The organism is Testudinibacter sp. P80/BLE/0925 (genome assembly GCF_053570785.1).
Genome location: NZ_CM131636.1, coordinates 2018639 through 2031828, shown reverse-complemented (window position 1 = coordinate 2031828; position 13190 = coordinate 2018639). Strand labels below are relative to the sequence as shown.

Below are 13190 nucleotides of genomic sequence, written 5' to 3'. Positions count from 1 at the left end.
ATGAAAATGATTATCCTGATTCCCTATTATAATCACCCCGGTACAATTGCGGCGGTGGTGGAAAAAATTCAGGCACAAGGTTTGGATTGTCTGATTGTGGACGATGGCTCTAATGCGGAAAGTCAAGCCGCATTAAACCCATTAAAAGCGACTAATGGCGTAACGATTATCCACCGTAAACAAAATGGCGGTAAAGGCGCTGCGGTCAAAAGCGGATTTTTATATGCCATTGAACAAGGCTATGATTATGCCCTGCAAGTGGATGCGGACGGACAACATGATTTGACCGACATTGCCAAATTTTTGCAACGTAGTAAACAATATCCTAATGATATTGTTTGCGGTGCGCCGGTATATGGCGCTGATGTGCCGAAAGCGCGTTTATATGGGCGTAAAATCACCAACTTTTGGCTTGCCATTAATACTCTGTCTTTGGATATTAAAGATGGTATGTGTGGATTTCGTTTATACCCACTTAAGGCCGTGCAAGCGTTAGATTTTGCAAAAATTGGTAATTTTATGGATTTTGATGTGGAAATCCTTGTCCGTTTATATTGGCAGGGCTACCGGTTACAATGGATTCCGACAGCAGTACAATATGGTGAGCAAGGCGTTTCCCATTTCCGGGTATGGCAGGATAATTGGCTGATCAGCAAAATGCACGCCCGTTTATTTTTCACGATGATTTTTAATAAAATCAAAACATTACTAAGAGCTAACTGATGAGTCACTGGGCAGAAAAGAAAGAGCGAGGCAATCTTTGGGTACTCAAACTCAGTGCTTTCTTAGTCAAATATACTCCGGCATGGTTGATGAAAATCATCACAATATGCATTGTAAGCTATTTTTATCTGACTGCGCCGCAAGAACGTCGTGCTATCGCGGAATATCAACAAAAATTAGCGGCTTATTTGGGCAGCAATCTCTTTAAATTGCGGTCGGTTTTTTGCCAATTTTTACAATTTGCCGAAGCAATCCAAGATCGCTTTGCGGTGTGGCAACGACGTTTGACCTATACGGATATTGACGTATTTGATCCCGATGACTTATATACGGACATTCGCAACAGCGGACAAGGCAACCGTGGGCAAATGTTGATTTGCTCTCATTTGGGTAATGTGGAAATCTGCCGCACCTTAGCGGCACATCATCAAAAATTACGCATGAATGTGTTGGTACACAGCAGACACGCCGAAGCCTTTAATGCGGTATTGCAGGAATTGGGGGGCAACACATTAAATTTAATTCAGGTGAATGAGCTGGATATGGCAACCATGTTATTGCTGGAAACTCGTATTGCTAACGGTGAATGGATTGCGATTGCCGCTGACCGTGTGCCGGTACGGGGCGAAAAAACGGTCATGGTCGACTTTTTAAATGCCGAGGCAAAATTTCCGCAAGGTCCGTGGTTATTGGCCGGTTTGTTAAAAACACCGGTCAATTTATTATTTTGCCATAAGATCGCCGGAAGATATCAACTCCATTTATCCCGTCTGACCAGACAAATAGATTGGAGCAGAAACCAACGAACAGAATCCGTGCAATATTGGGCGCAACGCTTTGCCGATGAATTGGCAAAACGTTGTACGGAAGTACCCTTGCAATGGTTTAATTTTTATTCTTTTTGGAAAAAATAGTATGAGAAAAAAAGGGTGTTTCGTCATTGAAAGCGAAATTAAAGTACCATTTTTTGATGTGGACAGTCTGCATATCGTATGGCACGGCCATTATGTCAAATATTTGGAAATTGCACGCTGCGCCTTACTGGACGCCTTGGATTATAACTACAACACCATGGGCAAATTCGGTTATGCCTGGCCGGTGGTAGGCCTTGAGCTAAAATATGTCAAACCGGCAATGTTTGGTACGCAAATCATCGTACGGGCAGAATTGGTGGAGTGGGAAACCCGCTTAAAAGTCAATTACACCATTTTTGACAAAGCCAGCGGCGAACGCCTGACCCGTGCCAGCACAACCCAAGTCGCCGTCGATTTGGTTACGCAGGAAATGCAATTCATTACACCGGAAAGCTGGCAAAGTGCGGTTAGAAAAGCAATTAATATATAGGAAATTCAAATGAAAAAATTACTCGGCATCTTATTCATGTGCGTTAGCCTGTTTTCCTACGCATTTGATGTTACCGAATTGGAACAACAGCTACGCCAAGCTCAAACCGTACAAGGGCAATTTATACAGCAACGTTTTCTCAACGGTTTGGAAAAGCCGTTGCTGAGTTCCGGGCAGTTTGCCATCGCGCAGGGCAAAGGTTTACTGTGGCAAATGGAAACGCCTATCGACAACATTATGCGTATGACACCACAAAACGGCATAGAATATCGGCTGAATAACCGATGGGCAAAAGTAAAACAAAAATCGGCGGCGAATGCCGAAATGCAGCAAATCAAATTGTTTCTGGATTTACTAAGCGGCAATACGCAGGGCTTAAAAGAACAGTTTGATTTGCAGCTGCAAGGCAATGCCGACAACTGGCAATTACAACTGATTCCCACTTCCTTTTTGCTGAAAAGTATTTTCAATAAAATTGAAATTCAAGGCGGTAACAGCGTACAACAGATCGAACTCTATGAAGCACAAGGCGATAGTAGCCGTATTTTATTGCAGCAACAGCGTATCAACCAACCGCTTACAGGGCTAGCCGAAGATGCCTTATAATGCCAGAAAAAAAACGTTATCAGCCGCAATGTATTTGATTGCGGTCGTTTCGTTGCTTTTTTATGGAATATGGACGGCGCACCAGCATTCCGTGATCGACCGTGACTTAATGTCATTACTGCCCTCCGGTTCGCAACCGATACTGCAAAGACAGGCTATTGCTAAAATTAATCAACAGCTTAATCATCAAATTATTGCCCTAATCGGTGCGACAGACAAGGAAAGTGCGGTTCATTTAACCAAAGATTTAGTCGACAGCTGGCAACATAGCAATTTATTTCAGCGTATAGATTGGCAAGCCGAAACAGCGCTGACAACTTTGTCACAAAACTTGACCGCACTTCGCCTGGCTGCATTGCCGACAACTATTTCCTCACTCCCTGCTCACGATTTTCTGCTGCAACGGGCGAAGCAGATTGCCGATCCTTTCGCCATTTCCATGCTTCCGCTGGCACAAGACTGGCTAGGCTTTGGTAATGCGGTACTAAACCGGATTACCGACTATTCAAAAGTCGAATTGGATCTCGGCAGCAATACCTTTCAAGTGCAGGATCAGGATAAAACCTGGCTATTGGTGCGCGGCATATTGTATCCTGCGGCAACAACCGGTCTGCTGGATTTATTAAAAACCAGTCAACAGCAGATTCAATTACAACATGGCGATTTATTACTCACAGGTGGCGCAATTTATACCGCATTAGGCGAAGCACAAGGTGAACAGGAAAGCCGTATGCTGTCGATGATTGGCATCACGGCAATGTTGCTGATTTTATGGTTGGCATTCCGTACCTTGCGACTGCTGTATCTGATTTTACCGATGGGATTGGGGCTGGCAAGCGGCGCTATGGCGTGCATTCTGATTTTTGGCAAGATCCATTTACTCACCTTGGTGATAGGTACCAGCTTAATCGGTTTGGCAATGGACTTTCCCTTACATTGGCTGGTTCATAGCTGGCGCGAAAAGTGGCGAGCATTTTATTTTATCACGACCACATGGAAACCCTTTGCAATTGGTTTGTTCACCACCGTTATCGGTTATTTGATGCTATTATGGACGCCTTTGACGATCTTGCAGCAAACCGCCGTTTTTTCTATTTTTGCCCTGCTGTCCGCATTTTGTTGCAGCTTATGGGTATTACCGTTTTTCTTCGCCAAATGGCAACCCAAACCGACCGCACTTTTACCGGATCTTGCCACCCAAATACGCTTAAAATTGGAAAAATTTTGGCAATTTATAACTCCAAAAAAATATTGGGCGATCGCTCTGTTATGCCTTTTCAGTTTCATCAACCCACCAATATGGCATGATGATATTCGTGATTGGATTTCCACCTCTCCGCAATGGCTTAAACAGGCAAAAGACATCGCAGATAAAACCGGTATTAATCCTACCGGACAATTTTTCATTGTGCAGGCGGACAACGAAACCGCATTGCTCGATTTAGATGCTAATGTTGCCGCCGAATTGGAAAAGTATAAACAACAAGGCAAATTAGGGGATTTTAATGCGATTAGCCAATTTGTAAATTCAACAGAAAAACAACGGGAAATTCAACAAAATCTTGCTAAAATTACAGAGTTTGATCAGGATTCCCTGCTTGCTCAGCTGGGCGTACCACTATCAGCATGGCAACGGGAAATTCAGCAGTTGCAGCAATTAAAACCCTTGGATATTTCCACCGCACTTGCCTCACCGCTAGCGGAGCGTTGGGCAAACTTATGGCTGGGTGAGCAACAAGGTCAAGTTGCCAGCATGATTACGCTAAATCACTTAATTGATATTCATACTGTCGCACGCATAGCCGAACAATTTAACAATGTGCAATGGGTAGATTATCGCCAAAATTTAAACCAGACTTTCAATCAGGCTCGCTGGCAGGCCGGTGGATTAAAACTGGCTTCTTTCTTATTGGTATGGTTACTGTTATGGCGGGCATTCGGGCGGACACAGGCCACTAAAATTATTGCCGTGCCGCTAGTTTCAGTGGTATTAACGATATTAACGCTGGGCTGGCTGAATGTGCCTATCGGTTTATTCAGTATTTTTGGTTTACTGTTGTCTTCTGCCATTGGCGTAGATTATGCCATTTATGCACAATTGAAAAATACCCCGCAACACTGGCGGTTAAATGGTGTTTTTCTGGCCGCTGCCACTACCGTTATTTCCTTTGGTTTACTTGCAGCCAGCCAGACTGCCGCGGTTGCGCATTTCGGCCTGAGCGTTTCCATCGGTATCGGGTGGAATTTATTATTAGCCGTAAAATTAAATCAAACATCAAATTTTTGTGAGTCATAACTTAAATTAAGGAACACGATGAAAACTATTCAAACAGATGTCGCTATTATCGGTGCCGGTCCGTCGGGTTCGGTTGCCGCCGCATTGTTATGTCAAAAGGGCTATAAGGTTATCGTATTGGAACGTCAGCAATTTCCCCGTTTCAGTATCGGAGAAAGTCTGCTGCCGCATTGTATGGAATTAATCAAAAAAGCCGGCATGTTGGACGCCGTCAATGCGGCCAATTTTCAACATAAAAACGGTGCGGCATTTACTTGGGGGAATCGTTATACCTATTTTGATTTCAGCGACAAGTTTACCGCGGGTCCGGGCACGACTTATCAAGTACAACGTGGCATTTTCGATAAAATTTTGATAGACGAGGCCGAAAAACAAGGGGTACAGGTGTACTATCAGCATACCGTATTGACTGCGGAGACGAATGATGAACGGGCTAAGGTATTGGTGCGTAATGATAACAGCGGCGAAACATTGAATATAGAAGCCAAATTCCTGTTGGATGCCAGTGGCTATGGTCGTGTGTTGGCTCGTTTATTTGATTTGGAAACCCCAAGCAGCTTACCGGTACGCCATGCTCATTTCACCCATATCGAAGATAATATTGGCGATAGCAATTTTGATCGGAATAAAATCCTGATTTGCACTCATCCGACACAACGGGACGTATGGTTGTGGTTTATTCCTTTTTCTAATGGGCGTTGTTCCATCGGAGTAGTGTCCGAACCACATAATTTCACTCATATTCCGGAACAAACTGCCGAAGCCATCTTGCGGCGATATGCCAGTGAAATCCCAATGTTGAACCGTCTAATTCGCAATGCAAAATGGGATACGCCATTTAATACCCTGCAAGGCTACTCTGCCAATGTCAAATCCTTGTACGGAGAGCGTTGGGCGTTGCTGGGCAATGCTTCTGAATTTCTTGACCCGGTCTTTTCGTCAGGCGTTACGGTGGCAATGCACTCTGCTGATTTAGCCGTCAATGCCCTGGATAAACAACTACGCGGTGAAAACGTCAATTGGCAGACGGAATTCGTTGATCCGCTGATGATTGGTATCAACGCTTTCCGTACTTATGTATTCGGTTGGTATGATAACACTTTCCAAGATGTGATTTATGAGCGTAATCCGGATCCTAAAATTCGAGCCATGCTCAGCTCTATTTTAGCGGGTTATGCTTGGGATAGTGATAATCCTTATGTGGCAAAATCCGAACGCCGCTTGACAGCCTTGGCCGAAATTTGCGGTACCGCAACACAGGACTAAAACAGCATGAAATTAACCGCACTTTGCCATGCTGCTTGCGCATTCTTGTTAACCGCCTGCACTCAAAATTGGCTATTGCCCAATTCATTGCCACCGTTGGAGGGGGTTCGACAATATTCGATTGTAAACGAACAAACATACGAAACCTCATTATTACTGGTGCAGCCTTTTGCGCAAGGACAACGCTGGATTCAAACCAATGCGTTAGGTGCGCCTTTAGCACGCCAAATTTTAACCCCGAAGGGCTGGCAAAATGATGGATTTCTGCCACCGAATAACCAAGCCTCCCGTTTATTTTCGGCGATTTTATATTGGCAAACACCAGCAAAAGTGCGGTCAGCTTTATATAAAAATTTGGCTACGGATCAGTATTGGCAAATACAATCTATTGATCAACACGCTGTGATTCACATTGATAATGAAGCATGGCGAATCACGCCATTACCATAGGAATACAGGATTTTTTAGCCATGATTTATCTTCAACAACCAAGCTTAGTCAGTGCCATGGGGGGCAACCTTAAAGCTAATATCGATTTCTTGCTGGCTAATCAATCGCCGCCATTACAAGTAAATACCGATTGGATTGCAAACCACTCCATTTTTGTGGGAAATGTCGCGCATTTATCTGATTTTCCGGAAAATACCGACGCAATCTACCGTACTCGTAATAATCAACTTTTATGGACAGCGGTTGCACAACTGGATAACCAAATCCAACAATCTATCGCTCAATATGGTAAAGATCGCATTGCGGTGATTATCGGCACGACCAATACCGGCAATCAAGAAAATGTCGCAGCATTTCAGCAATTTCACCAACAGCAAAATTGGCAAAATAGCCGCTATTGCCATGAATTTCAGTTGCTATCCTCACCGGCAGATTTTATTGCGGCACATTATGGTCTGCGCTGTATTTCCTACTGTATTTCCACCGCCTGCACATCCGGTGCCAGAGCTATTATCAGTGCGGCACGCCTGCTGAATGCAGGATTATGCGATGTGGTGATTTGCGGTGGTGTCGATTCGTTGGCACACCTTGCCATTAATGGCTTCCATACTTTAGAGGCTTTATCAAAATCCATTGCCGAGCCGTTTTCGGCTAATCGTGACGGAATTAATATTGGTGAAGGCGCGGCAGTATTTTTAGCCGGTAAGGATAAAACCGGTCTGCCTTTATTGGGTTATGGCAGCAGTTCCGATGCCTATCATATGTCATCTCCGGCGCCTGATGGCCGTGGTGCAATTGCGGCAATTAATTCCGCACTCTCCTCCGCCCATTTAACCACACAACAAATCGGCTGGGTTAACCTGCACGGTACCGGAACCCTTCATAATGATGCGATGGAAAGTATTGCAATGGCACACTGCTTCCCACAAGGCGTTCCCTGCACCAGCACCAAAACCTTAACCGGACATACATTAGGCGCTGCCGGTGCGGTGGAGGCCGCTATTTTATGGGGTGTAATCAGCTGCGAATTGAATCCTGACGGCAAACTACCCAAACAGCATTGGAACAAACAACCGGATCCGAATTTACCGCCGATTCAATTGACTGACGAACAAAGCCGCTGGGCAGATAACCGGCGGCGTATCGGTTTAAGCTCATCCTTTGCCTTTGGCGGCAATAATGCGATTTTGATTATAGGAGAAGTATAATGCGATTACCCATAACAGATATTGCCAAATTATTACCGCACTCCGGTGAAATGGTGCTGTTAGATGAAATTACCCATTATGATGAAAATAGCTTAATCGCCCGTGCCGAAATCACTGACAACCATATTTTTGTACAACACCAACAGTTGCCTATGTATATTGCCATTGAGATCATGGCGCAAGGTGTGGCCGCTTGGTCAGGATGTCACGCTTTGGATAAAAATGAAGCGGTCAGGCTCGGCTTTTTGCTGGGAAGTCGTAAATATGAATTATTTTGCAATAGCTTACCGATTAATTGTAAAGTGCAAATCAAAGTGGAGCTATCGCTACAGGACAGTAACGGTTTTGGAGTATTTAATGCTACAATGCACTGGATTGATGGCGAAAAACCAACCGATTTGCCGCTTGATGGCTTATTGGCAAAAGCTACATTAAGCGTATATAGCCCGAATAATGACAATGAATAATTTAAAACAATATAAAACAATAAGAGAGGATTTGTAAAATGAAAAAATTGATTTTACCATTAATGCTTTCCACTGCAGCCCTAACAGCCTGCTCGACCATCAGTAATAGCGAACCGGTAGAAAAACGCGATGATCTAAAGCATATTTGCATTAAAGATAGTGCCAATCCTCCTATTACCGATTTCTCTAATTATCTTGCCAACAGCCTGAATAAAAAAGGGATTACGTCTGAAAAAGGCTTGGACTATGCCGCAAGCTGCAAGTATGTTTTAGCCTATTCCTTACGCGCCGAAGACGGTTATGTGTTACGAGCCAAATTACGCTTAAGCGAAATTCAAGGTGATACCCGCTCCAATATCGGCGAAGTTTCCTATAAACAACGCGGTGATGAAAAAGACAATGTGAAAGTCACCGGCGTACAAGGACAAACCGATCTGATGATCAACGATCTATTACAAAATTATTAATTAAGGATTTTGTATGAAAAAATCGGTATTAGTCACCGGATCCAGTCGAGGTATTGGCAAAGCTATCGCACTAAAGCTGGCCGCTGAAGGTTATGAAATTGTCATACATTGTCGTAACCGTCGGGAAGATGCGCAAACAGTGAAACAGGAAATTGAAAGTGCGGGTGGCCTTGCCAGAATTTTACAATTTGATGTTTCAAATCGTGAACAATGCAAAACCTTATTGGAAGCCGATATTGAGCAATATGGTGCTTATTATGGCGTAGTGTTGAACGCCGGATTGACTCGTGACAATGCTTTTCCGGCATTAAGCGATGATGATTGGGATCAAGTATTACGGACCAATCTGGACGGTTTTTATAATGTATTGCATCCGGCGATGATGCCGATGATCCGTCGGCGCAGTGCAGGGCGCATTGTCTGTATCACCTCTGTTTCCGGGCTGGTCGGCAATCGCGGACAAGTCAATTACAGCGCGTCCAAAGCCGGTATCATCGGCGCAGCAAAATCCTTGGCTATCGAACTGGCGAAACGCAAGATTACGGTAAACTGCGTTGCGCCCGGTTTAATCGATACGGATATGCTTGATGACAATGTCCCCGTGGAAGAAATCCTCAAAGTTATTCCCATGCAACGAATGGGCAAACCGGACGATGTGGCTGCAGCCGTCGTATTTTTAATGTCGGAACAGGCAAATTATATTACTCGTCAAGTATTGGCAGTCAATGGTGGTTTATGTTAAAAAGAGTTGTTGTAACAGGTATTGGCGGGATTACTGCCTTGGGGCGTGATTGGACAACCATTCGCAGTTATTTTGAACGTGGGGAAAATGCCGTAGTCCATATGAATGACTGGGATCGCTTTCCGGAATTAAATACTCGCCTTGCCGCCCCTATTTTGGATTATCAACCGCCTGCACACTGGACACGCAAACAATTGCGCAGCTTGGGACCGGTATCACTATACTGTGTTAATGCCGCCGAAATGGCATTGACGGATGCCGGACTGCTGGACGACGCCACCATTAAAGACGGCAGAATGGGGGTAGCCAGCGGCTCTTCCACCGGCAGCACCAAAGATGTGTGTGATCTTGCCCAACTGATCAGTTTAGGCAAATCTGACGGCTTCAATGCCAATACCTATGTTCGGATGATGCCACATACCACTGCGGCTAACATCGCCATCTTCTTTAGTTTGAAAGGTCGGTTGATTCCCACTTCCAGCGCCTGCACTTCAGGTAGTCAAGCAATCGGCTATGCTTATGAAGCGATAAAATACGGTAGAATCCCGATGATGTTGGCTGGCGGTGGCGAAGAGCTCTGTCCAAGTGAATCCTATGTATTTGATGCCCTATATGCCACCAGCTTGAAAAACAATACCCCGAAGCTCACCCCTAGCCCCTATGATGCGGCCCGTGACGGTTTAGTGATTGGCGAAGGCGCCGGTATGCTGGTATTGGAAGAATACCACCATGCCAAAGCGCGCGGGGCAAAAATTTATGCGGAAATCGTAGGATTTGGTAGTAATTGCGATGGCGCACATATTACCCGTCCAGAAAGTGAAACCATGTATCAGTCCATGAAATTGGCGCTGGAAGATGCCGCTATTCCACCTTCCGCTATCGGCTATGTCAACGGACATGGCACGGCAACAGAACAAGGCGACATTGCCGAAACCGTAGCAACAAACCGTTTATTTGGTGCGAACATGCCGATTAGCTCACAAAAAAGCTATCTTGGCCATACTTTGGGTGCTTGTGGCGCCCTGGAGTCTTGGTTTAGCATTGCCATGATGAACGACAACTACTTTGCCGCTACGGCAAATTTAGTCAATATTGATCCTCGTTGTGGAGAGCTGGATTATATCCAAGGCAGCAGCCGTTATCTTGAAACCGATTATGTCATGAATAATAATTTCGCTTTTGGTGGCGTAAATACATCATTGGTATTTAAACGAATTTAAGCCAAGCCGTTTAAAGATCAGAATGCCTAACGAATTGAGATCTCTTGGTTTCAAGCAGTTTTTTATTCTGTATATTAACGGTATTTTTATGGTGTGATACGCAGTATAAATACCATTCCCCAGCAATATGCTCTACAATAATTCAACTAATCACATTGTTTACCACTAAACGAGGGCGTTATGTATTTAGAACAAATCAAAGCAGAATTAAACGAAGCGGCTGAGGTGCTGGAAAAATTTATCAACGATGAAAATAACATCGAGTTGATTCAGCAAGCGGCATTAATTATTTCCGACAGTTTTAAGCAAGGCGGCAAAGTCCTATCGTGCGGTAACGGCGGTTCACATTGCGACGCAATGCACTTCGCGGAAGAATTGACCGGGCGTTATCGTGAAAACCGCCCCGGCTATCCGGCGATTGCGATTTCCGATGTCAGCCATTTGAGCTGCGTCAGCAACGATTTCGGCTATGATTATGTGTTTTCACGCTATATTGAAGCAGTCGGGCAAAAAGGCGATGTGCTGTTCGGGCTTTCCACCTCCGGCAATTCCAAAAATGTGTTGAATGCGATTGAAGCGGCAAAAGCCAAAGGCATGAAAGTGATTGCGATGACCGGCAAAGACGGCGGCAAAATGGCAGGGCTTGCCGATATAGAGATCCGCGTACCGCACTTCCGTTATGCGGATCGGATTCAGGAAATTCATATTAAAGTGATTCATATTCTGATGATGTTAATCGAATTTGAAATGGCAAAAACCGTTTAATTTCCGTATTAAGCGGTGTTCTAAACAAGGAGATCAGCAATGAACGATTTATTCAGTCAATTACAAAGCCGTCTTGGCGAAATGATGAAAGATGAAAATTTTTCCAAAATCGCCAAAAGTGCGGCGGTCGGCGGTTTGGCAGGATTAATTCTGGGCAATAGCGGCGCACGCAAAGGCGTGGCAAAAGCCGGCAGTTATGCCGCGTTAGCCGGTGCGGCTTGGCTTGCCTACCAAAAATGGCAACAAAGCAAAAGTGGAAGTGCGGTGCAGGACGTGCAATTCGACCCGCAAGCACAGCAAGAGGCGATCACTTATGCCAATAATACCCTGTCCGATAACAAAATTATGCTGTTAACCCAAGCTATGGTATTTGCTGCACGCGCCGACGGGCAAATTGACGCCCAGGAAAGACAGCAAATCCATAAAGGATTAGCGCAGTTAGGTCATGGCGATCAGGCGGATCAATTGATTGATACGTGGTTGAACGCGCCTTTAAATCCGCAAGCCTTGGCGGAGCAAGTCGGTGATTCGCAATTGGCGGCGGAAGTGTATATGGCGTCGTTGTCGGTGATCGATACCGATCACTTCTTAGAACAAGCCTACATGCAGCAACTGGCTCAGGCATTGAATCTGCCGAATGACTTAAAACAGCAGTTGGAATTAGCGGCAAAATAATTCTGTTACGATGGGGAAGTTTAACTTCCCCCTTTTTATTCACATTGGAAAGTCATTTTGTCCAATCTTCGATATCTAAAAAATCAATCTGAAAAAAAGCCTGCTCGTTAGTAATTAAAGTATATTGCAAGCTATGCGCATGGGCAGCAATTTGCATATCTAATGGTGCTAGACTTTTACCCAATTTTTCCACTTTCACTTTAAATTCACCATAATTTTCAGAAATAGCGTGATCGAATGGTAAAATATCCAAACAAAGTAGTAATTCTCTGATCGCATTGGCTAATTTTGTCGGATTTCTGCGTTTCGCCAAACCATACATTAACTCCGCATGTGTAATCGAAGAAATACAAAGTTTTCCATTGACACTGCCATCAGGCGTTTTAGTATCAGAGAATGCCCTAGCAACAAATGGCTGACGGCATTAGTATCTAACATGATGCCCTCCATTTTAGCTTTATCATAGCAGACTAAAAGTATATATTAAGATATATATCCATATTTAAATAACGCATCTCCATAAAATGAGCACGGTTAAAAAACCATCTAACATAGATAAATTAATCTTGATCTATTTAACAAAATAATCAAAGTGCGGTTTAAATCTCACCATCCCTTCAATTACCACTTCAATAATGCATTTAAATTCATCATAAAAAATTAATTCATTTAATCAATAAACTTTCTTAAAAAAGAAAATAGATTGTTAAGCAGTTCACATATTTCATACATTGTTTACACAAAAATCATTCATCTCACTCAAAAACGCACTATTTTTGGTGTTTAAATTTTATCATCCTCCCCTTTTTCGTGTCACAAAAAATGAGTATGAATGAAAACGAATGTAACAAGTTAAAGCAATAACGTTTTTTTATTTAATTAGGATCACATTTCTGACAAAACATTTCATTCTAAAACCGATTACTATCACATTTTTTACGAATCGCTATTGCTCCATTTA

Annotated in this window: 15 protein-coding genes; 14 read left to right on the top strand and 1 reads right to left on the bottom strand. The window is 43.8% G+C overall.

Translation table 11 applies throughout. From position 1 onward, the window contains the following. The 14 genes from ACWA5Z_RS09800 to ACWA5Z_RS09735 all read left to right on the top strand — a co-directional run bounded on the left by ACWA5Z_RS09800 (nt 1) and on the right by ACWA5Z_RS09735 (nt 12229). On the top strand, nt 1-723 hold the full coding sequence (locus ACWA5Z_RS09800; protein ID WP_431051888.1) for a glycosyltransferase family 2 protein: 723 nt from the start codon (nt 1-3) through the stop codon (nt 721-723). Next, entirely contained in the window at nt 723-1637 is a 915-nt protein-coding gene (locus ACWA5Z_RS09795) for an LpxL/LpxP family acyltransferase (RefSeq protein WP_431051886.1), read from the top strand. The genes ACWA5Z_RS09800 and ACWA5Z_RS09795 overlap by 1 nt, the downstream gene beginning before the upstream one ends. Before the next feature lies 1 nt (nt 1638). Next, complete coding sequence (locus ACWA5Z_RS09790) at nt 1639-2067, top strand: acyl-CoA thioesterase (protein WP_431051884.1); 429 nt, start codon at nt 1639-1641, stop codon at nt 2065-2067. A 9-nt stretch (nt 2068-2076) separates the two neighbouring features. Beyond that, nucleotides 2077-2673 carry an outer membrane lipoprotein carrier protein LolA gene (locus tag ACWA5Z_RS09785; protein WP_431051882.1) on the top strand — a complete coding sequence of 199 codons (597 nt, stop codon included), beginning with the start codon at nt 2077-2079 and terminating at the stop codon, nt 2671-2673. A gap of 109 nt (nt 2674-2782) precedes the next feature. Then, on the top strand, nt 2783-4969 hold the full coding sequence (locus tag ACWA5Z_RS09780; protein WP_431051880.1) for an MMPL family transporter: 2187 nt from the start codon (nt 2783-2785) through the stop codon (nt 4967-4969). Between the two features lie 18 nt (nt 4970-4987). Beyond that, the gene (locus ACWA5Z_RS09775) at nt 4988-6235 is read left to right on the top strand and encodes an NAD(P)/FAD-dependent oxidoreductase (protein ID WP_431051878.1); all 1248 of its coding nucleotides are present in this window, start codon (nt 4988-4990) and stop codon (nt 6233-6235) included. A 6-nt stretch (nt 6236-6241) separates the two neighbouring features. Beyond that, a complete protein-coding gene (locus tag ACWA5Z_RS09770) occupies nt 6242-6685 on the top strand; it encodes a hypothetical protein (RefSeq protein ID WP_431051876.1) in 444 nt (147 codons plus the stop codon). 20 nt (nt 6686-6705) lie between these two features. Beyond that, a complete protein-coding gene (locus ACWA5Z_RS09765; protein WP_431051874.1) occupies nt 6706-7893 on the top strand; it encodes a beta-ketoacyl-ACP synthase in 1188 nt (395 codons plus the stop codon). Continuing rightward, nucleotides 7893-8360, top strand: a complete 468-nt coding sequence (locus ACWA5Z_RS09760; RefSeq protein ID WP_431051872.1) for an ApeP family dehydratase — start codon at nt 7893-7895, stop codon at nt 8358-8360. The genes ACWA5Z_RS09765 and ACWA5Z_RS09760 overlap by 1 nt, the downstream gene beginning before the upstream one ends. Nucleotides 8361-8398: 38 nt before the next feature. Further along, nucleotides 8399-8827: a hypothetical protein gene (locus ACWA5Z_RS09755; RefSeq protein ID WP_431051870.1), complete on the top strand. Its 429-nt coding sequence runs from the start codon at nt 8399-8401 to the stop codon at nt 8825-8827. A gap of 13 nt (nt 8828-8840) precedes the next feature. After that, on the top strand, nt 8841-9569 hold the full coding sequence (gene fabG / locus ACWA5Z_RS09750) for a 3-oxoacyl-ACP reductase FabG (protein ID WP_431051868.1): 729 nt from the start codon (nt 8841-8843) through the stop codon (nt 9567-9569). Beyond that, nucleotides 9563-10789 (top strand): beta-ketoacyl-ACP synthase, encoded by a 1227-nt coding sequence (locus ACWA5Z_RS09745; protein ID WP_431051866.1) that lies wholly within the window; start codon nt 9563-9565, stop codon nt 10787-10789. The genes fabG and ACWA5Z_RS09745 overlap by 7 nt, the downstream gene beginning before the upstream one ends. Nucleotides 10790-10969: 180 nt before the next feature. Beyond that, on the top strand, nt 10970-11554 hold the full coding sequence (lpcA, locus tag ACWA5Z_RS09740; protein ID WP_431051864.1) for a D-sedoheptulose 7-phosphate isomerase: 585 nt from the start codon (nt 10970-10972) through the stop codon (nt 11552-11554). Nucleotides 11555-11593: 39 nt separating this feature from the next. Next, nucleotides 11594-12229: a tellurite resistance TerB family protein gene (locus ACWA5Z_RS09735; RefSeq protein ID WP_431051862.1), complete on the top strand. Its 636-nt coding sequence runs from the start codon at nt 11594-11596 to the stop codon at nt 12227-12229. A 52-nt stretch (nt 12230-12281) separates the two neighbouring features. Here ACWA5Z_RS09735 and ACWA5Z_RS09730 read toward each other — a convergent pair whose 3' ends face one another. Next, nucleotides 12282-12551: a PIN domain-containing protein gene (locus ACWA5Z_RS09730; protein ID WP_449343098.1), complete on the bottom strand. Its 270-nt coding sequence runs from the start codon at nt 12549-12551 to the stop codon at nt 12282-12284. Nucleotides 12552-13190: the final 639 nt, after the last annotated feature.

What these genes read in the sequence shown, in the direction of transcription:
- ACWA5Z_RS09790 (WP_431051884.1), top strand. Translation starts at nt 1,639, where the DNA reads ATGAGAAAAAAAGGGTGTTTCGTCATTGAAAGCGAAATTAAAGTACCA.
- ACWA5Z_RS09765 (WP_431051874.1), top strand. Translation starts at nt 6,706, where the DNA reads ATGATTTATCTTCAACAACCAAGCTTAGTCAGTGCCATGGGGGGCAAC.
- ACWA5Z_RS09800 (WP_431051888.1), top strand. Translation starts at nt 1, where the DNA reads ATGAAAATGATTATCCTGATTCCCTATTATAATCACCCCGGTACAATT.
- ACWA5Z_RS09735 (WP_431051862.1), top strand. Translation starts at nt 11,594, where the DNA reads ATGAACGATTTATTCAGTCAATTACAAAGCCGTCTTGGCGAAATGATG.
- ACWA5Z_RS09770 (WP_431051876.1), top strand. Translation starts at nt 6,242, where the DNA reads ATGAAATTAACCGCACTTTGCCATGCTGCTTGCGCATTCTTGTTAACC.
- ACWA5Z_RS09785 (WP_431051882.1), top strand. Translation starts at nt 2,077, where the DNA reads ATGAAAAAATTACTCGGCATCTTATTCATGTGCGTTAGCCTGTTTTCC.
- lpcA (WP_431051864.1), top strand. Translation starts at nt 10,970, where the DNA reads ATGTATTTAGAACAAATCAAAGCAGAATTAAACGAAGCGGCTGAGGTG.
- ACWA5Z_RS09780 (WP_431051880.1), top strand. Translation starts at nt 2,783, where the DNA reads ATGTCATTACTGCCCTCCGGTTCGCAACCGATACTGCAAAGACAGGCT.
- ACWA5Z_RS09760 (WP_431051872.1), top strand. Translation starts at nt 7,893, where the DNA reads ATGCGATTACCCATAACAGATATTGCCAAATTATTACCGCACTCCGGT.
- ACWA5Z_RS09775 (WP_431051878.1), top strand. Translation starts at nt 4,988, where the DNA reads ATGAAAACTATTCAAACAGATGTCGCTATTATCGGTGCCGGTCCGTCG.
- ACWA5Z_RS09730 (WP_449343098.1), bottom strand. Translation starts at nt 12,551, where the DNA reads ATGTATGGTTTGGCGAAACGCAGAAATCCGACAAAATTAGCCAATGCG.
- ACWA5Z_RS09755 (WP_431051870.1), top strand. Translation starts at nt 8,399, where the DNA reads ATGAAAAAATTGATTTTACCATTAATGCTTTCCACTGCAGCCCTAACA.
- ACWA5Z_RS09745 (WP_431051866.1), top strand. Translation starts at nt 9,563, where the DNA reads ATGTTAAAAAGAGTTGTTGTAACAGGTATTGGCGGGATTACTGCCTTG.
- ACWA5Z_RS09795 (WP_431051886.1), top strand. Translation starts at nt 723, where the DNA reads ATGAGTCACTGGGCAGAAAAGAAAGAGCGAGGCAATCTTTGGGTACTC.
- fabG (WP_431051868.1), top strand. Translation starts at nt 8,841, where the DNA reads ATGAAAAAATCGGTATTAGTCACCGGATCCAGTCGAGGTATTGGCAAA.